This window comes from Alphaproteobacteria bacterium, assembly GCA_033762625.1.
Taxonomy (GTDB): domain Bacteria; phylum Pseudomonadota; class Alphaproteobacteria; order UBA9219; family RGZA01; genus RGZA01.
Genome location: JANRLI010000021.1, coordinates 17,677 through 43,131, shown reverse-complemented (window position 1 = coordinate 43,131; position 25,455 = coordinate 17,677). Strand labels below are relative to the sequence as shown.

Below are 25,455 nucleotides of genomic sequence, written 5' to 3'. Positions count from 1 at the left end.
TGGAAACGTCTCCTTATAGCTGTTGACCATTGTGGTAACGGGAGAGACTAGCGTTTTTATTGGAAAAGGGAAGGGGGCATTATGGCCCACCCCTTATTCCTTTAGGGCCCTTCCTTAGGCGTTCCAATCATGGCGCCAATAGCCATATGGTGCGCATCAAGCTGCGATGGCGGCTGCGGTAAAAGTTGCGCACGGCGCAGGCCTTTTTCGCCAATATATTCTTCTAAAATCCTCAATCCGGCGCCAAAAACACCCTTTTGTCTGCCCAGCGAAATCCGGAAATAACGGTCGCCATTTCGGCGCCCACTCCAATGGAACTTGCGGCCCGACAGCACATGCAGGCCCCGTTCCTTCAAATCACGTGTGATTTGTTCAGCGCTGATATTCGGGTCGGTAATTTTAAGCCATTCAAGACTGATGGTAGAAGCCGGATTAACCGGCTCAAAACAAGTGCCGTTGATGACGCGGCGTAGATTGAACCGGTTGCGGCCTACATCCTTCCAGATTGTTTTTCTAAATCCTTTCATGCGTGCATCTTCAATAAAACGCTGCATCAATAATATATGAACCGGTGATGCGCGGAGTAAAATTTCGGAATAGATGTTGCGCAAGTCTTTATACAAATCCGCACTGCATGCCAGTATGCTGACTTTCATTTCCTGTGTCGGGAATGCCTTGCCGGTATCTTCTACGGTCATGAAACTAACGCCTGAATCCAGAAGGATTTTGTACTGGTCATAAGGTGCGCGGTCAAACAAACGGAATGTGGTATCCATCATCAAAAGCTTGCCAGTCGCTTTGCATGCCTCGGCAATCTGTCTTAAGTTCTCGGCAGAAATTTGTGCGCCAGTTGGATTATTTGGCGAACACAGAAAAACAGCTCTTGCTGATGATTGTCGAATAAATTCGCCGGAATTCGGACCAAACATCAATTCTTCATCGCACGCTTCAAAACGCACGCGGTTGCGGTCAAGAATATCGCGCATGTAATCAAGGAACGGTTCAACCATGATCACGGATGCGTTGCGTGATGCCAGAAGTTTGGCCGCAAAGTCAGTCGAGAGCGAAGCGGATTGTGTGAGGAAGAAATACGAATAACCACGCGCGCAGGTCTGTTTGGCTGCTGCAAAAAATGTATCGACAAAGCCGCGCTCAACTTCTGCCTGGCTCATGGTGTTTGCGCGGTCGAATAACAACGGCAAGTCTTTGATAATCGCATTCTGGCCAGATGTCAGGTGCGATGAAGTGCGCCCATCGGCGAGATTTATGCCCCCTGAATTGCGGGCCTCCATCATTAAAGTGGTCATGTTGTGTGGTTCGTCGGTCATATCAACTAACATATCAATCTAAATAATTATTTTTTAATAACGGAGGCCTTTTCCCAAATATAATAGAATAGTTTTCTAAGCATGATGGCTAATTGTTCATTATCAATAACAATAACTTTGCGGTTTATATTGCCAAATAAAAAACTGATTTTACCGCCGCTGATATGCAGGGGGATGTTGGCGAAATGCTCTTTTGGAATACTGCGGTATGATGACCAGTTGTTGATGAAGTGCTTGCTGCCTTCATAGGTGATGATTTTTTCCTTGATGCCAGCCGCTTCAATTTTCTTTAGGTAGTCTTTGATCAGTTCGACGTTGTCGAATTTTTCGGTCAGTTCTTCATCAAGCCCCAGAATCAGAATTTCGTTGTCCTGACTAACTTTCGCGCTGGTGTACAAGGTATCGAGAAGATTCTTAAATGCATCCTCACCATCATGAACGGTCACGATGTCATTTTTCATGCGTACACCGGAACCGGGTGTGAATTCGACACCGCAATTTTCAAATGCAACCTGAATGTCGTTAATTGTGTCTTTTCGCGCAGTAGTAATATCGTTTTCGATATTTTTGATGGAGCTACGCGCAATGCCTGATGCGTTCGCAAGGTCATCTTGCGACCAGTTCAGCAGGGCACGTGCAGCGCGGATTTGACGGGGTTCAATCATCCTCTATCAGTATGTTTTTGAGGCGCCCGCGTCAATAACCGCAATACTTGCATTGGCTTAATACAAGGAGATAGCCATAAAAATAAGGTTAATACATGACTTGCACTGGTCCTTGTTCTGTGGCAAACAATGCCCTCTTTAAGGAAAGTCGCTGCTGTAGCTCAGTGGTAGAGCACGTCATTGGTAATGACGGGGTCGGAGTTTCGATTACTCTCAGCAGCACCATTCCACACTCACAGAAAATATTTCCTGCCAAAAGACTGATACGTTTAAACGCGGCCGTATATCGCTGCCGGTTCGGTCGTGTCGCCGGATTTGTGTTTTGCCCAAACCCATAATTGGTCACCAAATGAGAAATGCCACCATTCGGCATAATGCATGATGAAGCCTTGGTGCTGCATGCAATCGCGTAATAGCGCGCGGTGTTGGTGAGCCAACGGATTTGTATCTTTGAAATAATCAGGATTGGATTCATCGCCGTTGAAATCAATGGGCGAACCCATATCCACTTCATGGCCCTGATCATCAACCAGGGTGCAGTCGATTGCTGCGCCGGTGCTGTGGGGTGGGGGGGTAAGCGGATCTTGGTTGGGCGGTGACCAGATACGATACACCTTGGCCAGTACCGAATCTCGCTCAGCATCATTCACCGCCAGCGGGTTCAGGCCCATCTCCTTTGCAATATGATAAAAGCTGTGGGCAACCATATAGGCTTGCACCGCAACCGGGCGGTAGGCATCGAAAACCTTAATGCTCCAGCCGGGTTTCGCCTGTTGCAGTTCGGCTTGCGCCATGCAAAGCTTTTCAGCAACGCCCGAACGAAGCGAAAAGGGACTGATGCCGTTATATGGCGCGCCAGCTGCCTCGTAAGGTGCGGGAGTTTGGTAGGCAAATTGGCCCACCGCAGAAAGGGCAACCAGCTTTTCTCCGCAATCCTTAATCGGAATGTTGTGGAAGGGTTGCGCCTTTGGTTTGATTATTGGAAGGATTTGGGCTATTTCCGCAAGTATGTCTGACACAAAACCATCTCCTAAACAGCCGCAACCGAAAGCTTCACCTGAACGGGTCGCAAGGGAATCCAACGCGCTGCGTGAAAACCTGCGCAAGCGTAAGGAACAAGCTAGCCTGCGTCAAACAGAGAAAAAAGGAAACGAAGTATGCCAGTGATGCCCGATAGTTGGATTAGAGAACACGCGGAAAAATCACAAATGATTGTACCGTTTGTCGAAGCGCAAAAACGCGAAGGCATGATTTCATATGGGCTTTCATCTTATGGATATGATGCACGTCTGGCCGATGAATTCCGCATTTTTACCAATGTTGATAACGCGCTTGTTGACCCAAAGAATTTCAGCAGCACCAGTTTTGTTGAACGACGCGGTAAAGAATGCATCATCCCGCCCAATTCATTTGTGTTGTGCCGCACGGTTGAGTATTTCCGCGTGCCACGTGACATTTTGGTGATTTGCCTTGGCAAGTCCACCTATGCACGCTGCGGGTTGATTGTGAACGTAACGCCATTAGAACCCGAATGGGAAGGCCATGTGACACTGGAAATTTCCAACACCACGCCATTGCCCGCGAAGGTGTATGCGAATGAAGGCATTTGTCAGTTCCTTTTCTTGCAGGGTTCAGAAGCGTGTGAGATTTCATATGCTGACCGCGCGGGCAAATACATGAAGCAAACGGGCGTAACGCTTCCAAGAATTTAGGGGCGCGTATATAGCCAATTTGGAATTTTTGGAAATGTGGTTGTGTAACAAGGTGTTACGCAAAATGTTTCACGTGAAACACACGGCAAAGTTGAAGAGTCTGATTTAGCAAAAATTCTATATACGCATTTGTGGCAATAAAATCATGACTTCCAAATTTCCAGTTGCAATTTTATTTTTATAATTTTTGTAAGTTGTTCATATCGATCTGTTTACTGCGCAGCTTTAAGGAATACTTTTGCCAACGCATAATAAAGCGGTATGCCAACTACCACATTAAACGGGAATGTGATGCCGAGGCTCATGGGGATGTAAATGGCAGCCTTGGCTTCGGGCAGCGCAAGACGCATGGCGGCGGGCACGGCGATGTATGACGCGCTGGCGCATAGCACCGTGAAGAGCATACCTGTTCCTACATCAAGCCCTATCAGTTTTGAAAGCCCCAAACCAATTGCGCAGCCAATAAGCGGCATGTTGATGCCAAATAATGCCAAAGGCCATGTGAAGGATTTTAGATGATTAATATTTTTGGCAACAAGAATTCCCATATCCAACAAGAACAGCGCCAAAATACCATCAAAGGGTTTGATGAGGAACGCATCCATCTTTTCCATGCCGCGTTCGCCGGTAATCCAGCCAATCAGGAAAGCGCCCATCAGCAACAAAATTGCGCCATTGGTAAAAATATCGCGGGTAAGCCTTTTCTGTTCGGCCACATGGGTGTTGGTTTGTGGTTCGGTGCGGTGCGCAATGAACAGCCCCGATAAAATCGCTGGTCCTTCCATTAATGCCACGATGGCAACGATATAAGCGGCATAGGTTACATCTTGTGATTTTAAAAATGCCGATGCCGTTGCAAAGGTGACCATGCTGATTGAACCGTAATGGGCAGCAGTAGCTGCGGCGGTGGCTTTATCGAGATTGCTGGTAACGCGGAGAATATAATATGCGATGAAGGGTTGCAGGAAGCTAACGCATAAGCCAGCGGCAACAAGCAGCACCAATTGCGTATCGAGATGGGTGGTATTTGCGATTGCAACGCCGCCTTTAAATCCAATCGCCATCATCAGGTAGATGGATAAATATCGGCTAATGCTGTTGGGGATTTCCAAATCGGAACGGATGCAACCCGCAATTATACCAAGCACAAAAAACAGAATGGCAGGAGTGATAAGATTCTGGGAAAAAATGTTTAACAGTTCCATTGGTCACCTGCTTTAGGTCGTGGCTTTCAATATGCCCCGAATGACTGCTCATTCGGGGCTTCGGTGATTTGGTTAAAAATTATTCTTTCTTTGAATGCTTTTTGTGTGCTTTGCCGCTGGGGACAAGGGTCATATTCACGGGGCTGGTGTATTTATTGTCTGCGCCGGAGGCTGAATCAATCGCCCAGCCAATGCCGCCACCCAGAATAATGTTACCTACGGTTGCTCCGTCCACATCTGATTTGTTGATGAAGGTTGCTTCCTGATAACCGGGTTTGTTGCATTTGATTGTGATGTCGTTTTTAGTTTTTTGAATGGTGGTTGCTGCGGGCGTTGAAGCGATACTGGCAATCACGATACCTTCACGCACTAAGTCGCAACGCGCCTTATCAGGCGTTGTATTTACGGTGATTTCTTGGCTAGTTCCTTCAATAATTGAAGAACAGGAGGATAGAAGCAATACAGCGGCGGCGAGGGCAAGGTTACGCATATTTTATATCCTTATAAGTGTTTGGGAGTATTCAGAGTTGAATAATCACAATCATATTTGTCGACTAATTTGCGGTATTGTGCAACCTGCAATAAAAAACCCCGAAGGTTTCCCTTCGGGGTTTAATGTGTTTAGCAACGCTAAACGCTAATCAGCAATTAGTGCTTTGCTGCTGGTTGTGCGTTTGGAGCGGTTTCACCAGCTGCTGGGGTCTTAGCTGAAGGTGAGTGTGCTGTGCCTTGGCCAGCGTGACGTGCACGGTGTGACTTGCCAGAAGCTTTGGTTGCTGATGGGCGGCGGTTTGAAGCTTGGTTCGCTGCTGGTTCTTCAGAAGCTGATGCTTCTTGTTGTGCTTGCTGGCCACGTGGTGCCCAGTTGCTGCGTGCTTGTTCTTGTTGTGCGCATGATGCACCGCTGCATGGTGCGGTTACTGCGTAACCACGGCTTACATCAACGCTGAATGCTTCTGGGCCAACTGCGAGTGCTGGAACTGCGATAAGTGCTAATACAGCAGCTAAAACGATATTTTTCATATGGGTAACTCCGTAAGGGTGTAAGTGAATAAGTAAAAATCCTGAAGGTGGAAAGGTGGACCCGCCTTCGGGCGCTTTCTTGTGGAACACAATCTAGGCATGTTTGTGGCAAAAACAACTGGTTCTTCTCGCAAACGCGCACATTAATCCCGAGTTATGCACAAAAGCATCAGTTTTCATACTGATGCCTCTTTTTGAATTGTTTTGCGCTTCGGTTTGTTGGTATGGTCATCGTCCTGTTTTGATTAATTATTAGGCACTCTTTGGATATTGAATGGATCGTATTTTAATCCGCGGCGGTTCGCGCCTTGAAGGTGAAATTGAAATAAGCGGCGCAAAAAATGCGGCTCTGCCATTGATGTGTGCTGGCATTTTGACGGATGAGGTCTTGAAACTTCGTAACCTCCCGCAGCTCGCCGATATTGATACGATGGCGAAGCTATTACAGCAGATGGGTGTGGGCATCGATATTGAACATGGCCCGATGGCGACCAGCGCAACTACCGGAAATTTTTCGACCAAATCGATAACCAACTACACAGCCGAGTATGAACTGGTGCGCAAAATGCGCGCAAGCATTTTGGTGCTTGGCCCGTTGGTTGCCCGATGCGGCAAGGCGCGGGTTTCATTGCCGGGGGGCTGTGCGCTTGGAACCCGCCCGGTGGATTTGCACATTAAAGGGCTGCAACAGCTTGGCGCGGAAATCGATTTGCAGGATGGGTATATTGTTGCAAACGCGCCAAATGGTTTGAAAGGCGCGGAAATCTTTTTTCCCGTTGTGACAGTGACCGGCACGGAAAATTTGTTGATGGCGGCATGTTTGGCCAAAGGTGAAACAAGGTTGGTGAATGCCGCACGTGAGCCGGAAGTGACCGATTTGGCCGAATGTCTTGTAAAAATGGGCGCAGATATTAGCGGTATTGGCACGGGCACATTGGTTATTCAGGGTAAGGATAAATTACACGGCGCAGACCACGTCATTGTTGCTGACCGTATTGTGGTAGGAACCTATGCCGTTGCAGCCGCGATTACCAATGGTGATGTGGAATTAATTGGCGCACGCGCCGAGCATATTCAATCCGTCATCGCGTATTTGGAACAAGTGGGAGTTGAGGTTTCAAAAACCGAAGATGGTCTGCGCGTGACGCGTTCATCAAACACTATTCGCAGTGTGGATGTTACCACCGAACCGTATCCCGGTTTTCCAACCGATATGCAGGCGCAGGCGATGGCATTGATGTGCCTTGCCGACGGCGCATCGGTCATCAATGAAACGATTTTCGAAAACCGTTTCATGCATGTGCCGGAATTGTGCCGCATGGGCGCGAACATTACGGTGAATGGAATGACCGCAACCGTGCGCGGTGTGCCCGAATTACACGGCGCGCCAGTGATGGCGACGGATTTGCGCGCTTCGGTTAGTCTGGTTCTGGCCGGATTGGCAGCAAAGGGCGAAACGATTGTTAGCCGCGTGTACCATTTGGACCGCGGATATGACCATGTGGAGCAAAAACTTGCCGCATGCGGGGCACATATTGAGCGCTTGAAAGCAGCCGCTTAATTTCTATCTGCGGCGTTAGCTTTTTGCGTTTTTTCTTCGCTTCCGGTACGCACGTACTTGATGTACGTTTGCGTTCCGGTTCTCAAAAAAACACAAAAATCTTTAGCCGCAGCGAAATTACAGATAACGTATGAATACTGAGTTTTAATATGAATGACCAACCTATCATCATTGCATTGCCCAAGGGCCGTATCCTTGAAGAACTTAAACCGGTTCTTCAAAAGGTAGGTATTACGCCGGAACCGGATTTTGAAAATGGTGCCAGCCGCAAATTGAAATTTGATACCAATGTGCCGGGGCTTAGCATTATCCGGGTGCGTTCGTTTGATGTTGCAACCTTCGTGGCATTTGGCGCAGCGCAAATTGGTGTGGCGGGCAATGATGTGCTGATGGAATTTGATTACAATGAAATTTACGCACCACTTGATTTGAAAATCGGTAAATGCCGCTTATCACTGTGCCAGCCCAAAGATGACGCGCCGATTGAAACACGCAAATTATCGCACATGAAAATTGCGACGAAGTTTCCCAATTTTACCAAAAGCTTTTTTGCCGAAAAAGGTATTCAAGCAGAATGCATTGAATTGAACGGCGCGATGGAACTCGCCCCGTTGCTAGGACTTGCACCGACCATGGTTGATTTGGTGGCAAGCGGCAGCACCCTGAAGGCCAATAATCTTGCGGAAATCGAAGTGATGGCGGAGGTTTCTTCACGCCTGATTGTCAACCGCGCCGCCTATAAGACGCAGGGAAATCAGCTAAAACAGTGGATAGATAAGTTTCGCGAAGCCGTGGAAGGCTTATAAAGGCTTGACCACGCCCTATAACCATTGCAATCTGCCGCAACTTTCATTCCTCATTTATAAAGTACGCACAATCCAAGATGGCAAAAGAAGACGTTATCGAATTCAGCGGCACCGTAACCGAACTGCTTCCCAACGCGATGTTCCGCGTGAAGTTGGAAAATGGCCATGAGATTATTGCACACACTGCAGGCCGCATGCGCAAGAACCGTATCCGCGTTTTGGCAGGGGATAAAGTTACCGTTGAAATGACCCCATACGATCTGACCAAGGGTCGTATTTCTTTCCGCCATAAGTAATATGCTTTTCGTTATCCATTGCATTGATGCTGTTGATGGACATCCGCGCCGCATGGAAAATTATCCAGCGCACAAGGCGCATTTGGAACGCACGGCAGATTTCGGAATTAACATCGTGATGTCTGGCCCATTGGTCAAAGACGATGGCGAAACGCCGATTGGAAGCATGTTTGTGATCGAAGCCCCGAACAAAGCGGCGGTTGAGGCGTATCAAAAAGCTGACCCGTTCTATACCGCCAAAGTTTGGCAAAGCATAAATCTAACAGCGTTTAAAAAGACCAAAGGCTAACCCCTTTTAGATTAAGCGGAATTATGAAGCTGATCCTTGCCTCCACATCGCCGCGCCGTTTGGAATTATTGGCGCAAATCGGCATTAAGCCAGATTCCGTTATGTCACCAAATTGTGATGAAACACAGCTTAAATATGAAAAGCCGCAAAAGCTCGCGCTGCGCCTTGCGATCGCTAAAGCAAATGCAGTGCACAAACAATATCCGGCAGCGTTTGTGATTGCCGGTGATACGGTTGTGGATGCACGTGCAAAAGTTTTGCCCAAATGCGCGGATGATGCCGAGGTGCGAACATGTTTAAAAATTCTGTCAGGGTGTCGTCACCGCGTGTATGGCGGCGTGTGCGTGATCAATCCGGCGGGCAGGGAATTCACGCGCGTTGTGGAAACAACGGTTGCGTTTAAGCGCCTGCATGATTCTGAAATCGACGCCTATGTCAAATCAGGCGAAGGAGTAGGGAAGGCGGGAGGCTATGCGCTGCAAGGACGTGCAGCTGCATTTATCAAGCACGTGTCGGGCTCGCCATCCAACGTGATTGGCTTACCCTTGCATGAGGCAGCCCAACTATTGCAAGGTGCTGGATATGACTACAACGCCTAATTATACACTTAGCTATGATGAACAAGACGGCATTGCGCGTGCGATTATTTCGCATGGCAAGCATGTGCGTGATTGCTTTTTTGATCGAGTAGCCCAGCCACAGCTGACCGGCACGATTTATCAAGGCACCGTTGACCGCATATTAAATGGCAAAGGTTGTTTCATAAAAATTCCAAATCTGGATAACGGTTACTTGAATGATAATGACGGTTTGGTTAGTGGTCAGAAAATCTGGGTACAAGTCAAAAACGAACCACGCGAAGGAAAGGCGCCTGCATTAACTCGCGCCGTTACATTGCCCGGTGTGTTTGTGGTGCACCAGCCTTTTGGGGTGGGCGTGCATTTATCACGCCGCCTAGCAGATATGGGCGAAGAAACGGGACATTTGACCAAGGCTTTGGCTGGTAAACCCGGCGGTTGGGTTATTCGCAGCAGTGCCATCAAAGCAACCCGCCCTGAAATGGAACAGGAAATCGCCGAATTGGCAGCTGCAGGCCAAACAGTATTGAACGCAACCATTATTCCCGCGCCAAGTGTATTTGAACAGGCATTGCTGAATGCTGCGGGCGCTGCGGCGGGAAATATGTTGCAAGTATTCATTGAAAAAAATCTCGATCTGGAACATATGACGCATTATGTGCGTCTGGCGCGCCCCAGTTTATTGGCAAACATTCGTTTGACGCCCATAGAACGTGCATTTGAACAGAATGATCTGGAACGCTTTTACGATAGTTTGTGTAGCCCGCTCGTGCCCTTGCCGCGCGGGGGCAATTTAAAATTCGAGCGCACCGATACATTGAATGTGATTGACGTGAATGGAGGCGAGCGTACGAATTTTTTTGAAATCAACCATGATGCGGCACAACTGGTGATGAACCAAATCCGCTGGCGCAATTTAGGCGGTATCATCTTGATCGATTTTCTAAAAATGAAGCGCAGCGATGACCGTGATGCTATTGCAGATATGCTGGATGCAAGCGCGCAGTTGGATGCGAGCACTTGCGATGTGTTTGGCTTTACGCGCTTGGGTTTATGTGAAATCAGCCGCGCACGGCGCGGGTATAGCCTTGGCGAATTGCTAACAGGATAGCCATGCGCGAATGCCCGATTTGCCAAAAGCCAACATTGGATAAATACAAACCATTTTGCAGCGCCCGCTGCGCGGATGTGGATTTACACCGCTGGCTTAGTGAATCATACGCTATCCCCGTTAAGCCAAGTGAAAGCGATGATGCGTTGGACGCCGACCCCCAAAATCCGCCTGATAATCCTGAAGAAACGAGCCATTAATAATTGGGTGGAAATGGCTTGCCAAGGCAGCCCTTTGGCATTTATAACCATCGCTTCTTGAGAAGCGTGCCTGGGTAGCTCAGCTGGTAGAGCAACGGATTGAAAATCCGTGTGTCGGCGGTTCAATCCCGTCTCCAGGCACCATTCTTCTTTAAGCTACTTCCTGTAAATATACAGTGTGTTTTTAAACGGCGTGTGTCGTTCAATGGTTTCTGGCTTTGGCCATTGGCCTTTTAATTCAAATTCATTCGAGATTACTATCGCGCCGGGTTTTAATTCGCGGAACAGTTTTTCGCCAAGCTTTTGCGATATCTGCACGCTTAAATACATCACCACCGCATCAACATTTTTGCAGTCATAATCAAAGAAGTCGGATCGCTGGTAGCGTACGTTCTTGATGCCAAATAATTTTTTAAAGAACAGGCATTGGGTGTAGGGAATTTTGGCGTTTTCAATACCCAATACATCGGCCAGTGGCAATGTACGCGCAACCTTGCGCGTGATTTGTCCATCGCCGCAGCCAAAATCAACCACGTGATAGGATGGGGACTGCTTTTGATTAAAATCAGCTTTTAATAGTTTTACCATTTCGCGGATAAGGATGGATGGCGTTTCAAGTGTGGGGATATTGGTGCGGTTGAATACCCTTTCATACAGCGTACGGATTATAAAATAAATCACCGCCAGCATGGTGGCGATATTGATAAGGTCGTGCGGCTTGTTCCACAAATCGACCACCAGCCAGCCAAAGCCGATGACAAACAACAGAACCATCAGATCGATGAAGTCGGGTTTTGTGACCGTAAAATTGGTCCTTAGGTGGTCGATGATGTTTTTCATAATACACGTTTGGGTTAGCCTTATTAACGCTAACCCTTTATTTTTTGATGTAAAGCATCTCTTGCACATTCGTAAAAAAAGCACTAGTTTCCCCTTCGTTCTAATCACTTAAATAGGAATTCGACTATGCGCGTTGACGCAAATACATTACGTGCCGGACACGTCATTGATTATGAAGGCAAGCTGTGGGTTATTGCCAAATCGGAAATTGTTATTCCGGGTAAAGGTAACGCGATTGTGCAAATTGATATGCGCGATGCGCGCACCGGCGTGAAAACCAACATTCGTTTCCGCACGCAAGAGTCTGTTGAGAAAGCGCATATCGATGAAGAAGATATGCAGTACCTGTTCGGTGATGGCGAAAACTTCACGTTCATGAATCAAGAAAATTATGAGCAAGTGATGGTGACGAAAGAAGTCATGGGTGACCAGGCCGTGTACTTGCAGGAAAATATGATTTGCACCGTGCGTTTGCATGAAGGCATTCCGCTGACCGTTGAAATTCCAAAGCATGTTGTGTTGGAAGTTGTTGAGGCCGACCCGCATACCAAGGGCCAGACCGCAACGGCGTCATACAAATCTGCCAAGATGTCAAATGGCGTTAAGGTTCTAGTGCCGCCATTTATTGAATCGGGCGAAAAGATTGTCGTGAATACATCCGACAATTCATACGTTGAACGCGCGAAATAACATCCATTAAAGAATTGAGTATTACATCATGGCTCTGCGCTCTGCCAATCTGGTGGTTATGACGAAAGCCGCCGAAAAAGCGGGCAAGGCTTTGCTGCGCGATTTTGGCGAAGTGGAGCAGTTGCAAGTTTCCAAAAAAGGTCCATCCGACTTTGTATCGAATGCCGATACCAAGGCGGAAGAAATTCTACGTGCTGAATTGACCAAGGCTCGTCCCGCCTTTGGCTTGATGGCAGAGGAAAGCACAACATCAAGGCCCGATACCGAATTCACATGGATTATTGATCCGCTGGATGGAACGAGCAATTTCTTGCACGGCATTCCGCATTGGGCCGTTTCGATTGGTTTGGCAAAAGGCGATCAGATGATTGCCGGTGTTGTTTATGAACCCATTCGTGATGAAATGTTCTGGTGTGAACGAGGGGCGGGGGCGTATCTGAACGCAAACCGTTTGCGTGTTTCGGGGCGCACGAATTTGGAAAGCTTGCTGATTGCAACCGGCATTCCATTTAAAGGTCATGAGTCTCCGACCTTTATGACGGAGTTACAAAATGTTGCCCCAAAGGTGGCAGGTATTCGTCGTATGGGTGCGGCATCGCTGGATTTGGCCTATGTTGCCGCAGGCCGCTATGATGGCTATTGGGAACGTAACCTAAAGGCATGGGATGTTGCCGCGGGCATCGCCTTGGTTATGGAGGCCGGCGGCAGCGTCAGCCCATTTACCCGTAACGATAACCCTGTGTTTAAGGGCGATTTGCTGGCTAGCAACCAAAGCATCCATAAACAGCTATGCGAGTTATTAGGCGCGGCCTATACTATTATTTAAACTCGCCCACATAAGCGGGCGGTGCAGCGGTCGCTGCACTTAAAAAAATAATCGAATCTGTAACGCATTATGGCGCACTATGGGCTTTGCCCTTGGTGAAAAAAGCATTTAATATCCAAGCCTTAATTTTCTGCTTTCACTTTATCTCACCTGATGCTTTTGCAAAAATTGAAGCTTTCACTGCTGTTTGTAGCGCTTGCGGCCTTGTGGGTTGCCATGCCTGCCCATGCCGCGCCATCGGCGTTGGAAGCGGTACAAGATGTGGACGCGGCGTACCAAGCGGCGCCAGTAGCGGAAGAAGGAGCAAGTAGGCCATTATTCAGTTCCAAGGCCAAGGCTAAAAAGAAATCATCAAAAAAGCATTCCAAGGATTTTTACGACGCACATAAATCTGCGCCGAAAAAAGCAGCCAAGGGCGCTGCTGTTCAAGCTGACGATTTAATGAATGCGATGCGCAAAGGCATTGACCCGGCTGCGCAACCTGATGCACCGATGCTTGTACCTGCGCCAGCAACCACCACCGCGCCGGTTGCGCCAGCCGTTGCTGCGGAGCAGCCGATGCAGGCTATTCCATCCGAAAAATTATTTCATCCTGCACCAAAAGACGAAACTGCTCAGGCACTGCCGCCAGTTACACCCAAAGCGGGAGCGGCTGCACCACTCATCAGCCCTGTAGCAACGCCTGCGCCAATACCGGCTACACCGCCTGTTGCTCAGGAGCCAAAGAAAGAAGAAGTCGCAACTTCGCCAACCAAAGAAGCGCCAAAAAAAGAAGAAGCTAAAACCGGCGCACCATTGTTAAGTGATTTAAATGAACCACCGGATGGTGCTATTCCGGTGAAGGCAGATGAAGCGATTGCGCCTGTATCTCCTGCTGCATCAGCCCCTGCCGTAAAACCCACAGAACCAGCAACCCCGCCGTCTGCCACTTCGGTATCCAGTATTGAAGCTGCATCCGAACCGGTGAAGGAAAGTGCAAAGCCTGAAGTGCCTGAAGGATTTGCAAAGCCACGCTCGCTATTCTCGGCGGCAGGGGATACCAAGAAACGCCCCGGTATCACACGCCATAAGACTGCAATCGCAACGCCAACGCCGTCATCTGCGCCACTGGAAAAACAGGCTGAGCCGAATGCGGCTTTGCCGCCTGTTGCGCCGCCGCCAGCAGGTGTTACCCAAGCCACCGTGCCAGCGTCAGCCGTTGAAAAGGAACAGCAAAAAGAGCCGATGATTAAACCTGTGGGTGAGGCAGCGCCTGCACAAGATCCCGCGAAAAAGAGTATTTGGGGTGCGCCAACGCCCGATATGAACAAAGGGAAAGTTATCTTCTCGCAAAGTGCGGATGGCACTGTAACCAAAGCCGCGCCAGAACCTTTATCCACCAAGGGTGAAGTCATTTCGACGGAAGAAGCAAGTAACGAGGCTTCCCCGCCGCCTGAAGAAAATAAATCAGAAGAAAAAGATGAAAAGAAATCGGAAGAAAAGCCGGAAGTAAAATCTGCAGCGCCTGCTGACACATCAGCAGAAGCCATGAATGAAGCGACAGAGAATGAGGCAGTAGTAGAAGCCCCAAAAGCACCAGCAACATCAACCGTCGCTCCAAGTGAGCATCGCGTTACAACCAGCGTGCACAATCCGGCAGCGGGCGGTGTGGTTCATGGTTCATGCGGCGCTGTGAATGGTGTTGGGCTTGCGTCCAAACCAACAAGTAATTTGTGCACACAAGGCACGGCGTCAGCAGTTACAGGGAAGGGCCCGTGGAACTGGTCATGCAATGGCAGCAATGGTGGTTCAACGGTCAAGTGTTCAGCCAGCGTACAAATCAATGGCGAATGTGGCCCGGCTAATGGCTCGCTCTCAGCTTCACCGCCGCCCAATAAATTGTGTTCGTCAGGCAAAGCAACCAGCATCACCGGAGATGGCCCATGGTATTGGAGCTGCTTTGGCGATAATGGCGGTGTGACTGCGCAGTGCGTTGTCTATACCTTGGTCAGTGGTGCTTGTGGTCCTGCCAACAATGTTGCAACGGGTTCTGCACCAACAACCGGCCTTTGCAAATCTGGCCATGAAACCGCAGTCATTGGCGAAGGCCCATGGAGCTGGAGCTGCACGGGTTCAGGCGAAAATACGACTGTAAGCTGCACAGCGCCAGTTCTGAAAGAAGGGGTATGTGGTCAAGCCAACGGCATTGGCGCAACATCAGCGCCACATAGCGGATTGTGCGCATCGGGTAATCCAAGCGCCGTTTCCGGTGCAGGCCCATGGAATTGGAAGTGTGCGGGTGAAAATGGTGGCGCATCGGTTAGCTGCTCTGCACCAATTCTGCTGAATGCTGCTTGTGGCGCTGCGCATGGCGTTGGCGTCGCGGTTGCGCCTGCCGAAAATCTATGTATGTCAGGATCAGCAAGCGCTGTTAGCGGTACAGGCCCATGGAATTGGACTTGCAACGGGGAAAATGGCGGTGCAATGGCGGATTGTATGGCGCCCAAGAAACTTGATGGTGTTTGCGGTCCAGCGCATCAGGCAGGTTCATCCGATGCACCGACAGCAGGTTTATGTAACTCCGGTACGCCAAGTGCCGTTGCTGGTAGCGGCCCATGGCAATGGTCATGTCAGGGCGCTGGCGGCGGTATCACCGCTACATGTGTTTCACAACCACTGGTTCATGCTGGGTGTGGTTCAGCGCATGGCGTGAGTGTGACTGCACCGCCGACCGATAATCTGTGTGCATCAGGCACGCCAACCACTGTAATTGGTAGCGGTCCATTCATGTGGTCATGCCAAGGTGCGAATGGTGGCAGCGCAATTAATTGTATGGCCCCCTTGCAAGTGAATGGCGCATGTGGCGGCGCAGATGGCGTGCCTGTAAATATCGCGCCAATCAATAATTTGTGCCGAAGTGGTACTGCATCAGCGGTTTCCGGTAATGGTCCATTTGTATGGACGTGCAGCGGCTCCGGCGGCGGTATCAGCACCACATGTCAGGCACCTATGATCACGGCTACACCTGACCCAGTTCCACCACCGGCTGCGCCAGCACCTGAAGTGCATGTGCCGGAAGCAACCGCGAAGGCTGGCAATGAATGCACCCCATCGGTGAAGCGTTGGACGATTACTTGCCAACAGGGCGGCTACCCATCCAATTACACAGGGGTGATTGTTGGCGAAACCCAAACGCTATGCCCCACTGGCGTTGAACGCGGCGTATGGTTATCGAATAGTTGCGCAGCTGCGACTGATAGCGCGCCTGTATCCCCGTCGCCCGGCAAACTGGAAACACAAACGCCAAGCCACAAGGTAACGGAAGTGTTGCCGGAAATTGCGCCGATGCCAGCCAAACAACTGGATGCACCGAAGAAATTATATACCCCGCGTTACAAACAAGCTGCAACCACAGCCACCACAACTGAAGACATGACAACGATTACATTCCCCCCAACATCGGAGGGATTGGATAGCAGTGCGATTAATGCGCTTGACGGTGTGATGAATGAATTGAATGGTAACGATAAAAGTATCGTGACCTTGAACGCTTATGCTGCACCACCAGCAGATGGCGACCAGCAGGAATCCCGCCGTATGGCCTTGGCCCGTGCATTGGCCGTGCGCAGCTATTTAATGCGTAAGGGATTAGCCAGCAGTCGTATCGATGTACGTGCGGTTGGGCCAGCTAGCGATAATCGCGGTGATGACAGGGTTGATATTAAGGTCAAATAGTTCTACAAAATCGCTCCACAATTTTTAGCGATTTAAAGGATTATCATGCCCGCTCAAACCAGCGCCATTAAGGTCAGTGCCGGAACAACCCCAGGTAATTTTGCAGGTGACCGTCTAAAAACACTCATTGAACGCATTGAACGCCTTGAAGAAGAAAAGGCAGGCTTGGCCGAAGATGTGCGCGATGTATTTGCCGAGGCAAAATCGGCAGGCTTTGATGTTAAGGTGATGCGTCAGGTTATTCGCCTGCGCAAGATTGACGGTAATGAACGTGCCGAGCAGGAAGAAATTCTTGAGCTTTATAAAGCTGCCCTCGGGATGCTTTAACAAAACCTCTTAGAAAGTCGAAATGGCTGAATTTGCACCATTCTTTTTAAGAAACATTTGGTATTACGCACTGCCATCGCAGACGCTTGCCAAAGGCAAGATGGTTGCCAAGACGTTGCTGGGTGAACCGGTGCTATTCGCACGTAAGGACGATGGAACCGTATTCGCGTTGCGCGATGTATGCCCGCACCGCGCCATGCCATTGTCATGTGGCAGGTTTGATGGCAGCGAGGTGGAATGCTGCTATCACGGTTGGAAATTCGATAAGGAAGGCGTATGCCGTGATATTCCTTGGCTGACCGGACATGAAGCCATTGACCCAACAAACATCAAGGTGCGCACCTATCCGGTGATAGAAACACAAGGCAATATCTGGATTTTCATGTCCGAAAAGCCTGGCGTGACTGCAGATGTGTCGGTGCAAAAACCGCCCGTGCTGCCCGGTATTGGAAACGATGCGCAAGCAGGGCTTTGGACCAGTTCGTTATTTCCGTGCCATATGGATCATGCGGTGATTGGATTGATGGATCCTGCACACGGGCCATTTGTGCATCAGGCATGGTGGTGGCGCGGTAAAGCATCTATCCATGAAAAAGCAAAAGCATTTGGTGCATCGCCATTCGGGTTTGTGATGAAGAAGCACAAGCCATCCAGCAATTCATTTGGATATAAAATTTTAGGCGGTGTGCCGGAAACTGAGATTTTCTTTGCGCTGCCAGGTGTGCGCATTGAACATATTCAAATCGGCCAAGAAAAAAATAAACATCACGTGATTAACCTGACCTGTGTAACACCCATCAGCGAAACAGAAACCGAAATTACCCATTTGATTTATTGGACGCAGCCTTGGCTGGGGCTGATTAAGCCGTTTTTCCGGCCATTCATGGAAGGATTTATCAAACAGGATAAGGATGTAGTGGCAAAGCAGCAGGTAGGGCTGCGCCATGAAAAATCCATGCTATTGCTAAAGGATGCGGATACTCCGGCGCGCTGGTATTTCCAGTTAAAGCAGGAATATGTAAAGGCTTTGTCCGAGTCTCGTACTTTTAATAACCCTGTTCCTGACGTAACATTGCGCTGGCGAAGCTGACACCAGATTCGTCCAATTCCTATCCGGTCCTCAATTAATTATGGCGATGAATGGACAATATAGCATTCTGGCTTAGCAAAGTTTTATGGGCGATTTGTTCGCCGGCGCACTTCGCCGTACTTTTGCTTCTTTTCAGCTTTTTAATCAGAGGACATCTTTTCAAGATTATTTTACGCGGGTGTGTGACCGTTTTTTTTGTTGTTGCGTTCATGTTTCCAGTTGGTGATTGGGCGTTGTTGCCATTGGAGCAGTGTAATTCCAACCAAGGAATGCCGATGCGTGTTGATGGCGTACTGGTTTTAGGCGGGGCTGTAAATATATCGGTTTCCGATGCGCGCAACGCGATTGCTTTTAACGATGCCGGCGAGCGTATTTTTGCGATGCTTAAACTTATCAAACAATATCCAACCGCGCAGTTTGTTTATGCCGGAGGCAGCAATTCATTGAAGAAAATGAACATGGGTGAAGCCGATTATGTGCGCATGTTTTTAGATGAAATTGGCGCAAAGCCAGCCAACATGATATTTGAAAGCAAATCACGCAATACATATGAAGATGCAAAAGAAACCAAAGATGCTTATAGCATCACGCCCAAGCAGAACTGGCTTTTGGTGACATCGGCATTCCATATGCCGCGCGCATTTGGACTGTTCCAGAAAATGGGCGAAAAATCGGAAACAATGTTCTATCCCTATACTGTTGATTATAAAACAGCCGGAAAATTCAAATTCGAGTTCAAGTTTGATTTGTTGCAAACGCTATTAAAATTAGATACAGCAGCACATGAATATGTTGGCCTGCTGTTCAATTCCATGATGGGTCGTAGTGACAATTTCATGACATGCTCGGTCAACAAACAAACATTGCAATAATTTCCATGAAAAAACTGGTCTCACTTTTCTTCTTCATCTTGCTTGCGTTTCAAACGTCTCTTGTTCATGCGCAGGAATATAAACCTGAATACAGCATCTGGCTGGGTGATTTGATAAAGGAAGCCATTCAGCACGGCGTGCGCCCGCAGACCGCTTATAATGCTTTGGCCAATGTGGAATTTGACCCCAGCATCATCGAAAAAGACAGAAAACAGCCCGAAAGCCAGATTACGGCGCAGCAATACTGGAAAAAGATTATCACCAGCCAGCGCATGGAGCGCGCGAAAAGTTTTTACAATGCCAACCGGGTATTGTTGAACCAGATTGGCGATACCTATGGCGTGCAACCGCGCTTTCTGGTAGCGATTTTGAGCATCGAAAGCAATTTTGGAGACGTGCAGGGCGAGGAGCTGATTATCCCTGCGTTGACGTCGCTTTCCTACGATGGACGGCGCACTGCTTTTTTTAAAGGTGAATTATTTAACGCGCTAAAGATTATTGATAAAGGCCATATTACTCAGGAAGAGATGGTTGGTTCATGGGCAGGGGCGATGGGGTGGTGTCAGTTTATGCCTTCGACCTTCTTGAAATACGCAGTTGATTTTGACGGGGATGGCCGCACGGATATTTGGCATTCCGTTGCGGATGCAGCGGCATCAGCCGCCAATTACATGCATGAAATTGGTTGGCGCAGCAATGAAACATGGGGCCGCCAAGTGCGGTTGACCAAACCCGTGCCGGAAGAATTCATGGGCCGTGATGTTCGCCGCCCGATCAGTGAATGGGCCGCAATGGGCGTAAGAGCAATGAACGGCAAGGCCTTGCCAGAAAATAAAAACATGGAGGCATCGTTGATTACGCCCGATGGTTCGGATGGGGTTAGCTTTCTTGTTTACAATAATTTCAATGTGATTATGCAGTGGAACAAATCCACATACTTCGCGACCTCAATCGGCATGATTGCTGACAAACTGGGCAATAAATAAGCCGTTAATTAAGGCAAAAATTGTTTACGCTTTGGTAACCGAATCTGGAAGAATGTCAAAAACCCGATGGTTCTTGGCTAAAAGGATTCTTCATGTCATCTCGTTATTTAACTCGCTTCGCTTTTGCGCTGCTCATGCTGGTGGTTGTCTCTGCATGTTCAGATACGCGCGATTATGGAAAAGGCAGCGGCACACCCGGACAATATAAAGTCGGTGAGCCTTATGAAATTGATGGCGTGCAATACATACCGCGAGAAGATTTCAAATATTCGGAAACCGGTATTGCTTCGTGGTACGGGCCAGGCTTTGAAGGTAAGCGCACGGCAAACGGCGAAACCTTTGATCCGGGTGAACTGACAGCTGCGCACAGAACGCTTCCGATGCCATCGCTGGCACGTGTAACCAATCTTGATAACGGCAAGTCCGTTGTTGTTCGTATTAATGATCGCGGCCCATTTGCCAACAACCGCATCATCGACATGTCGCAGCGTGCTGCTGAACTTCTCGGATTTGCAGGGCAGGGAACGGCAAAGGTGCGAGTGGACATCATGGAGATTGAAAGCCGCGCAATCGCCGATGCTGCTAAAAAACGTGGCTATATCGCACCTCGCCGCGGAGAAACGCAATATGCGGCAAAGAGTTCATCACCAAAGGATGAATTTATTATGCCAAAAGCAGAAATGCAGGATGGCGAAGGAATTACGCAAACTGCCAAGGTTGAAAGCGTAGAGGCTGTGCCGCTCGATGCAACATCAGCCCCTCAGGCAAATGACTCTGATGCGCAGATTGACACTTCAGTGCAGTCTGCTGAATTGGATGCGCCCAGCAATTTAGCGCCACCCGCCAAAACCGTCGATATTTCCAAAGTTGTTGCTGCGGGTAATACCAAGGTTGCAACCGCGGCTGCGCCAAAGCGCACACTGCAAGCGCCGATACCATTGGTTCGTGACAAGGTAACAACGGTTCCTGGACACACAGTTCAAGGGCGTTTCTACCCAGCGCCACAGGTGAAGCAAATGAAGGTGACTGGCAAAGACCGCATCTTTATTCAAGCTGGCGCATTTGCCCAGCAGGATAATGCAACCCGCTTAAAGGCATCGCTTTCCAAGATTGCGAAGGCTGATGTAAGCCCGATTACGGTGAAAGGTAAAAAGCTTTACCGTGTAAGGCTTGGGCCAATTAAAAATGTGAGTGAAGCTGACCGTGTACTTGCCAAAGTACTGCCGCTCAGCAAACAGGCGCGTATTACTGTTGAATAATCTAATTGCGTTGGAGTTTTTCCTTAATGCGTTTTCTAATTGCGCTGTTGCTTGCGCTGCTCCCTTCTTTTTCATTTGCCGCCAAACCTGCTGAAAAACCCGCTGCTGTGATGGTGGGCGGTTCAATTGCCAAACAAGCCTATTTAATTGATATGAATACGCAGACTGTGCTGCTTGATAAGGGCGGCGAAGTGCGCATGCCGACATCAAGTATGAGCAAGATGATGACCGTTTATGTGATGTTCGAAGCGCTCAAGGCCAATAAAGCCGCGCTGACGGATGAATACACAGTGAGCGAAAAAGCATGGCGATCCACCTATAAGGCGGAAGGTTCCAGTTCCTTTATGCCGCTCAACAGCAAAGTGAAGGTTGAAGATTTAATCCGCGGTATCATCATCCAATCCGGCAATGATGCAACCATAGTGTTGGCCGAAGGGCTTTCGGGTTCGGAAAGTGCCTTTGTCGCAGCAATGAATGACAAAGCGCAGCAATTGGGCATGAAGAACACGCATTTCGCAAATCCATCAGGCCTTCCTGACCCTGAGCATTATTCCACCCCGCAGGATTTAGCGTTGCTGGCGTGGCATCTGATTTATGATTTCCCCGAATATTATCATTATTTCGCGGAGAAAGAATTTACCTTCAATAATATCAAGCAGGGTAACCGCAACCCGCTGCTGTATAAAAACCTTGGTGTTGATGGACTAAAAACCGGTCATGCCGATGAAGCGGGTTATGGCATTACGGCATCTGCCATTCGCAACGGACGCCGCCTTATTTTAGTTGTGAATGGGCTTGCCAATATGCAGGAGCGTTCCGATGAAGCAGAGCGTTTGATCAATTATGGCTACGATGAATTCGCGCTTCTAAATGTTGCAAAGAAAGACGAACCCATCCGCACTGTAAAGGTAGCGTTTGGGGAAGCTAAAACAGTTCCCGTCGCAATTACTCGTGATGCGGCCGTGACGGTGCGAAATGCCGATCGCTCGAAAATAAAATCTAATGTGCAATTGGTTGAACCACTTGAAGCGCCAATTGCCAAGGGTACCGAAATTGGCAAATTTAACGTCATTATGGGTGATGAAAAACTTGCAACTTATCCGCTGGTTGCAGGCGAAAGCGTGCCAAAGCTTGGCTTTTTCCCTTTAATGTGGGCAAAATTACGCTTTATGATCACCGGGAAATATGACGAATAACGCGCTGAATACATACGGCACATTCATTACATTGGAAGGCGGCGAGGGCGCGGGTAAAACCACGCAGATTGCGCGCCTGAAAAACCGGCTGGAAGCTTTGGGCAAAAAAGTTATCACGACGCGAGAGCCGGGCGGCAGCGTAGGCGCAGAAGCTATTCGTAAATTACTGGTGGAGGGTGATACGCATCGCTGGGATGCAATGACCGAGGCGATGTTGCTATTTGCCGCGCGCCGTGACCATGTTGAAAAAGTTATCGCGCCAGCATTGGCCCGCGGAGATTGGGTGATTAGCGACCGGTTTTATGACAGCAGCACTGCGTATCAAGGATATGGTCAGGGATTGGAGCTATCGAAACTGGATGAGCTGCGTAAGCTTTCAATCGGTGAACTAAAACCCGATGTTACTTTTATTTTGGATTTGCCGGTTGAAGTCGGTTTGAAACGCGCCGCCGTTGAACAGCGTTATGAACGTATGGGCACGGCCTTTCATGAAAAGTTGCGGCAGGGTTTTTTAACCCTGGCAAAAGCAGAAAGCGGACGCATCAAAGTGATTGATGCAACCCAGACCGTCGAAGTTGTAGAAAACGCTATTTTTCAACATATTAGCAGCTTTATTTAACGTGGTTGCCCATGCTAAGGTTGGCGTATGTCAAATCACCCGCGCGAGCAATATGATTTTATTGGCCATGATGGTGCTGAACAGCAAATTGTTCAGGCTCTGGCGGGTGGCCGCTTACCCCATGCGTGGTTGATTACCGGCGCTGAAGGTGTTGGCAAGGCAACACTGGCTTACCGTTTTGCTCGCGCGATTTTGGCCAATAAAAAGGGCGGTAAAGATTTATCTGTATCACCGGATGCTTCGGCAGCAAAACTCATGGCTGCTTCATCGCACCCTGATTTATTGGTGCTTGAACGCCCGTTTGATGAGAAAAAAGGGCGATATTTACAGAATATCCCCGTTGATGACGTACGCAAGGTTGCGCCGTTTCTACGCCTGACCGCCAGTCAGGGCAGCGCGCGCGTTGTGATTGTGGATGGTGCTGGCACCCTTGGCCGTGCAGGGCAAAACGCAATTTTGAAAATTCTGGAAGAACCGCCTGAAAACGCGATTATTTTGTTAACGGCAGAAAGTGCAGCAGTATTGTTGCCGACTATTCGTTCGCGTTGCCGTGTATTGAAGTTAGACCGTTTATCGGAAGCGCATTTACGCCAGATTGCCGCGCAGCATGACATATCCGAAAATCTGGACTTTATCTTGAAACTGGCGGATGGCAGCGCAGCGCGGATGCTGCGCTATGCGGCATGTGAAGCACATGAACTTTATCAAAGCTGGTGCGAATTTTTAAAAACCCCCGACAGCCCCGTTTTGCGTTTAAAGCTGGCAGAAAGCTGGTCCGGACGAAACAACGAGGATGTGTATTACACCGCGCAGGAAGTGATGTTTTCATGGCTTCAGCGGTTGATACAGGCCAAGGCGCGTGGAACAAAGCCCGAGCCGCTGCTGCCATCGGAAATTGCGATGTTGCAGGGGCTTTATCCGCAACTGCGGCTTGAAAGGCTATTGCAGTTATGGGATGAGTTGTCCGGCCAAGCCAAGGATGCCGAGCATCATAATCTTGATCATAAAATTGTATTGTTAAACATGTTTGATAAGACAGCGAATTTACTCGCTGCATAATTAGGATTGTGTAAGCCCCGCATAAGCAAGCAGTTGTTTGCGTGTTTCAGGACGCAGGCGTGCAAGGGCAGCATCGCTGTTCACTTCGCCGCGCCGTTTCAATTTTTCAATTATTCTTCGGAATGCCAATTTATTTAATTCGGTTGATTGTGGTATGTCATCAAGGTTCATTCCCTGTTCATTTGCATAGGCTTCAATCGCCTTAATCCTGTTTTCTGAAGTAGGATGGGTCGGTGCTGTTATTCTAGACGTTTTTGTTTCTTTTATTGCGGCTTTCTTTTTTTCCTTGCGGACGATGCCGTTGGCTTCTCTAAATCGGCGAATGGCACCGCTTATGCTGCCTATGAAGGATGTTTCTTTTTCAAGCTGCTGCATGAACATCATTTTTTTGCGATAACTTATGGCTGCGGCTGGATCAAGGGTCATCTTCACCGCATCCAGATCTGCACGAAACTCCATGGCGTGGTTGTGGGGAGCCATTACATAATGGCTTGCGACGCTGCCAAAAATGACCGAGTAGTACATTGTAGTAAGATCTATGAGCATAGAACTACCCGGTAGCAATTCAGATATCTTCGTCATGATAGCGGTTGTAGCAACGCATACTGGCAGGCTTATTGCAGCGTAAGGAAAAACCCGTCGCCAGTCGCGGTTTTTGATATGTGATAACTCATGCGCACTGACGATCGCCAACTCACGCGGATTGCATATTTCAACCATTGCTGGATAAATGCTCACCCTTCCTTGGAATTCGCGGAACGGGGCATAAAATCCTTCCGCAATTCGTGCCGTTACGCTTGGTGTCTTGTAGGATGCTTTTTTGATTGCCTTTACATCAAGCAGGTAGGAGCGTGCCATTGCATTTAAATGAAATTGACGGCTTCTTCTTGTACTTATCCTGCTTGTTCTGCGTTGGATGGTAACATGGACGCTTCTTGGATTTATTTTGTATTGAGCTGCCAGTTTATCGAAACCTTCACCAAGTACTTTGAGGTCTTTATCGGGAATAGGGGTTCCGGTAATCGGGCCAATAACTGGCTTTGTGACATCAACACCAGCTTTCAGGGATTCTGGGGCATTTGGCGCGCCATTAATGTAGTAATATCGATTTGCTCTACGTGCATTTGTTCTAGCCAAAGTGCGGTATAACATATAAAAAATACCTACATTAAGATTTTAATCCTTAGCCATTATACCGCATAA

27 protein-coding genes and 2 tRNA genes are annotated in these 25,455 nt (G+C 48.7%); 21 read left to right on the top strand and 8 right to left on the bottom strand.

What is annotated here, in order from left to right; genetic code table 11:
- Positions 1-101: 101 nt before the first annotated feature.
- Together SFW65_09520 and SFW65_09515 are read right to left on the bottom strand one after the other, a co-directional pair.
- On the bottom strand, positions 102-1,328 hold the full coding sequence (locus tag SFW65_09520; protein ID MDX1923351.1) for an aminotransferase class I/II-fold pyridoxal phosphate-dependent enzyme: 1,227 nt from the start codon (positions 1,326-1,328) through the stop codon (positions 102-104).
- 26 nt (positions 1,329-1,354) lie between these two features.
- Complete coding sequence (locus SFW65_09515; protein ID MDX1923350.1) at positions 1,355-1,993, bottom strand: helix-turn-helix transcriptional regulator; 639 nt, start codon at positions 1,991-1,993, stop codon at positions 1,355-1,357.
- A gap of 150 nt (positions 1,994-2,143) precedes the next feature.
- Here SFW65_09515 and SFW65_09510 point away from each other — a divergent pair.
- A tRNA-Thr gene (locus SFW65_09510) sits at positions 2,144-2,218 on the top strand.
- A 44-nt stretch (positions 2,219-2,262) separates the two neighbouring features.
- Here the strand turns inward: SFW65_09510 and SFW65_09505 are convergent.
- Positions 2,263-3,012: a M15 family metallopeptidase gene (locus SFW65_09505; GenBank protein ID MDX1923349.1), complete on the bottom strand. Its 750-nt coding sequence runs from the start codon at positions 3,010-3,012 to the stop codon at positions 2,263-2,265.
- 138 nt (positions 3,013-3,150) lie between these two features.
- Between SFW65_09505 and dcd the strand changes: the two genes are divergently transcribed.
- Positions 3,151-3,705, top strand: a complete 555-nt coding sequence (gene dcd / locus SFW65_09500; GenBank protein ID MDX1923348.1) for a dCTP deaminase — start codon at positions 3,151-3,153, stop codon at positions 3,703-3,705.
- Between the two features lie 212 nt (positions 3,706-3,917).
- Here dcd and SFW65_09495 read toward each other — a convergent pair whose 3' ends face one another.
- The 3 genes from SFW65_09495 to SFW65_09485 form a co-directional block, all read right to left on the bottom strand.
- Positions 3,918-4,910 (bottom strand): sodium-dependent bicarbonate transport family permease, encoded by a 993-nt coding sequence (locus SFW65_09495; protein MDX1923347.1) that lies wholly within the window; start codon positions 4,908-4,910, stop codon positions 3,918-3,920.
- Between the two features lie 79 nt (positions 4,911-4,989).
- On the bottom strand, positions 4,990-5,400 hold the full coding sequence (locus SFW65_09490) for a hypothetical protein (protein MDX1923346.1): 411 nt from the start codon (positions 5,398-5,400) through the stop codon (positions 4,990-4,992).
- 158 nt (positions 5,401-5,558) lie between these two features.
- Complete coding sequence (locus tag SFW65_09485) at positions 5,559-5,933, bottom strand: hypothetical protein (GenBank protein MDX1923345.1); 375 nt, start codon at positions 5,931-5,933, stop codon at positions 5,559-5,561.
- A gap of 274 nt (positions 5,934-6,207) precedes the next feature.
- Here SFW65_09485 and murA point away from each other — a divergent pair, with 274 nt between their 5' ends.
- From murA to SFW65_09445, 8 genes are all read left to right on the top strand, one after another.
- Complete coding sequence (gene murA / locus SFW65_09480; GenBank protein MDX1923344.1) at positions 6,208-7,494, top strand: UDP-N-acetylglucosamine 1-carboxyvinyltransferase; 1,287 nt, start codon at positions 6,208-6,210, stop codon at positions 7,492-7,494.
- Between the two features lie 149 nt (positions 7,495-7,643).
- Positions 7,644-8,300 carry an ATP phosphoribosyltransferase gene (gene hisG / locus SFW65_09475; GenBank protein ID MDX1923343.1) on the top strand — a complete coding sequence of 219 codons (657 nt, stop codon included), beginning with the start codon at positions 7,644-7,646 and terminating at the stop codon, positions 8,298-8,300.
- 77 nt (positions 8,301-8,377) lie between these two features.
- Positions 8,378-8,596 carry a translation initiation factor IF-1 gene (infA, locus tag SFW65_09470; protein ID MDX1923342.1) on the top strand — a complete coding sequence of 73 codons (219 nt, stop codon included), beginning with the start codon at positions 8,378-8,380 and terminating at the stop codon, positions 8,594-8,596.
- Between the two features lies 1 nt (position 8,597).
- Positions 8,598-8,885: a YciI family protein gene (locus tag SFW65_09465; protein MDX1923341.1), complete on the top strand. Its 288-nt coding sequence runs from the start codon at positions 8,598-8,600 to the stop codon at positions 8,883-8,885.
- A gap of 23 nt (positions 8,886-8,908) precedes the next feature.
- A complete protein-coding gene (locus tag SFW65_09460; GenBank protein ID MDX1923340.1) occupies positions 8,909-9,484 on the top strand; it encodes a nucleoside triphosphate pyrophosphatase in 576 nt (191 codons plus the stop codon).
- Complete coding sequence (locus SFW65_09455; protein MDX1923339.1) at positions 9,468-10,574, top strand: ribonuclease E/G; 1,107 nt, start codon at positions 9,468-9,470, stop codon at positions 10,572-10,574. Before SFW65_09460 ends, SFW65_09455 begins: the two co-directional genes overlap by 17 nt.
- Positions 10,575-10,576: 2 nt before the next feature.
- On the top strand, positions 10,577-10,774 hold the full coding sequence (gene yacG / locus SFW65_09450; protein MDX1923338.1) for a DNA gyrase inhibitor YacG: 198 nt from the start codon (positions 10,577-10,579) through the stop codon (positions 10,772-10,774).
- A 68-nt stretch (positions 10,775-10,842) separates the two neighbouring features.
- Positions 10,843-10,918, top strand: a tRNA-Phe gene (locus SFW65_09445).
- A gap of 12 nt (positions 10,919-10,930) precedes the next feature.
- On the opposite strand, the gene SFW65_09440 is transcribed toward SFW65_09445, so the two are convergent.
- Positions 10,931-11,614, bottom strand: a complete 684-nt coding sequence (locus SFW65_09440) for a class I SAM-dependent methyltransferase (GenBank protein MDX1923337.1) — start codon at positions 11,612-11,614, stop codon at positions 10,931-10,933.
- A 126-nt stretch (positions 11,615-11,740) separates the two neighbouring features.
- On the opposite strand from SFW65_09440, the gene efp reads away from it, so the two are divergent.
- From efp to SFW65_09385, 11 genes are all read left to right on the top strand, one after another.
- Positions 11,741-12,304, top strand: coding sequence for an elongation factor P (gene efp, locus SFW65_09435; GenBank protein ID MDX1923336.1), 564 nt, complete (start codon positions 11,741-11,743; stop codon positions 12,302-12,304).
- Between the two features lie 28 nt (positions 12,305-12,332).
- A complete protein-coding gene (locus tag SFW65_09430) occupies positions 12,333-13,130 on the top strand; it encodes an inositol monophosphatase family protein (GenBank protein MDX1923335.1) in 798 nt (265 codons plus the stop codon).
- Positions 13,131-13,298: 168 nt separating this feature from the next.
- Complete coding sequence (locus SFW65_09425; protein ID MDX1923334.1) at positions 13,299-16,844, top strand: OmpA family protein; 3,546 nt, start codon at positions 13,299-13,301, stop codon at positions 16,842-16,844.
- Positions 16,845-16,889: 45 nt separating this feature from the next.
- Entirely contained in the window at positions 16,890-17,171 is a 282-nt protein-coding gene (locus tag SFW65_09420) for a DUF2312 domain-containing protein (protein MDX1923333.1), read from the top strand.
- A gap of 22 nt (positions 17,172-17,193) precedes the next feature.
- Entirely contained in the window at positions 17,194-18,261 is a 1,068-nt protein-coding gene (locus tag SFW65_09415; protein ID MDX1923332.1) for an aromatic ring-hydroxylating dioxygenase subunit alpha, read from the top strand.
- A 182-nt stretch (positions 18,262-18,443) separates the two neighbouring features.
- Positions 18,444-19,133 carry a YdcF family protein gene (locus SFW65_09410; GenBank protein ID MDX1923331.1) on the top strand — a complete coding sequence of 230 codons (690 nt, stop codon included), beginning with the start codon at positions 18,444-18,446 and terminating at the stop codon, positions 19,131-19,133.
- Between the two features lie 5 nt (positions 19,134-19,138).
- Positions 19,139-20,119, top strand: a complete 981-nt coding sequence (locus SFW65_09405; GenBank protein ID MDX1923330.1) for a lytic murein transglycosylase — start codon at positions 19,139-19,141, stop codon at positions 20,117-20,119.
- A gap of 92 nt (positions 20,120-20,211) precedes the next feature.
- Complete coding sequence (locus SFW65_09400) at positions 20,212-21,378, top strand: septal ring lytic transglycosylase RlpA family protein (GenBank protein ID MDX1923329.1); 1,167 nt, start codon at positions 20,212-20,214, stop codon at positions 21,376-21,378.
- Positions 21,379-21,404: 26 nt separating this feature from the next.
- Positions 21,405-22,574: a D-alanyl-D-alanine carboxypeptidase family protein gene (locus SFW65_09395; protein MDX1923328.1), complete on the top strand. Its 1,170-nt coding sequence runs from the start codon at positions 21,405-21,407 to the stop codon at positions 22,572-22,574.
- Positions 22,564-23,193: a dTMP kinase gene (gene tmk, locus SFW65_09390; GenBank protein ID MDX1923327.1), complete on the top strand. Its 630-nt coding sequence runs from the start codon at positions 22,564-22,566 to the stop codon at positions 23,191-23,193. Before SFW65_09395 ends, tmk begins: the two co-directional genes overlap by 11 nt.
- A gap of 27 nt (positions 23,194-23,220) precedes the next feature.
- Positions 23,221-24,252 carry a DNA polymerase III subunit delta' gene (locus SFW65_09385; GenBank protein ID MDX1923326.1) on the top strand — a complete coding sequence of 344 codons (1,032 nt, stop codon included), beginning with the start codon at positions 23,221-23,223 and terminating at the stop codon, positions 24,250-24,252.
- Here SFW65_09385 and SFW65_09380 read toward each other — a convergent pair whose 3' ends face one another.
- A complete protein-coding gene (locus SFW65_09380; protein ID MDX1923325.1) occupies positions 24,253-25,404 on the bottom strand; it encodes a M48 family metalloprotease in 1,152 nt (383 codons plus the stop codon).
- Positions 25,405-25,455 lie beyond the last annotated feature (51 nt).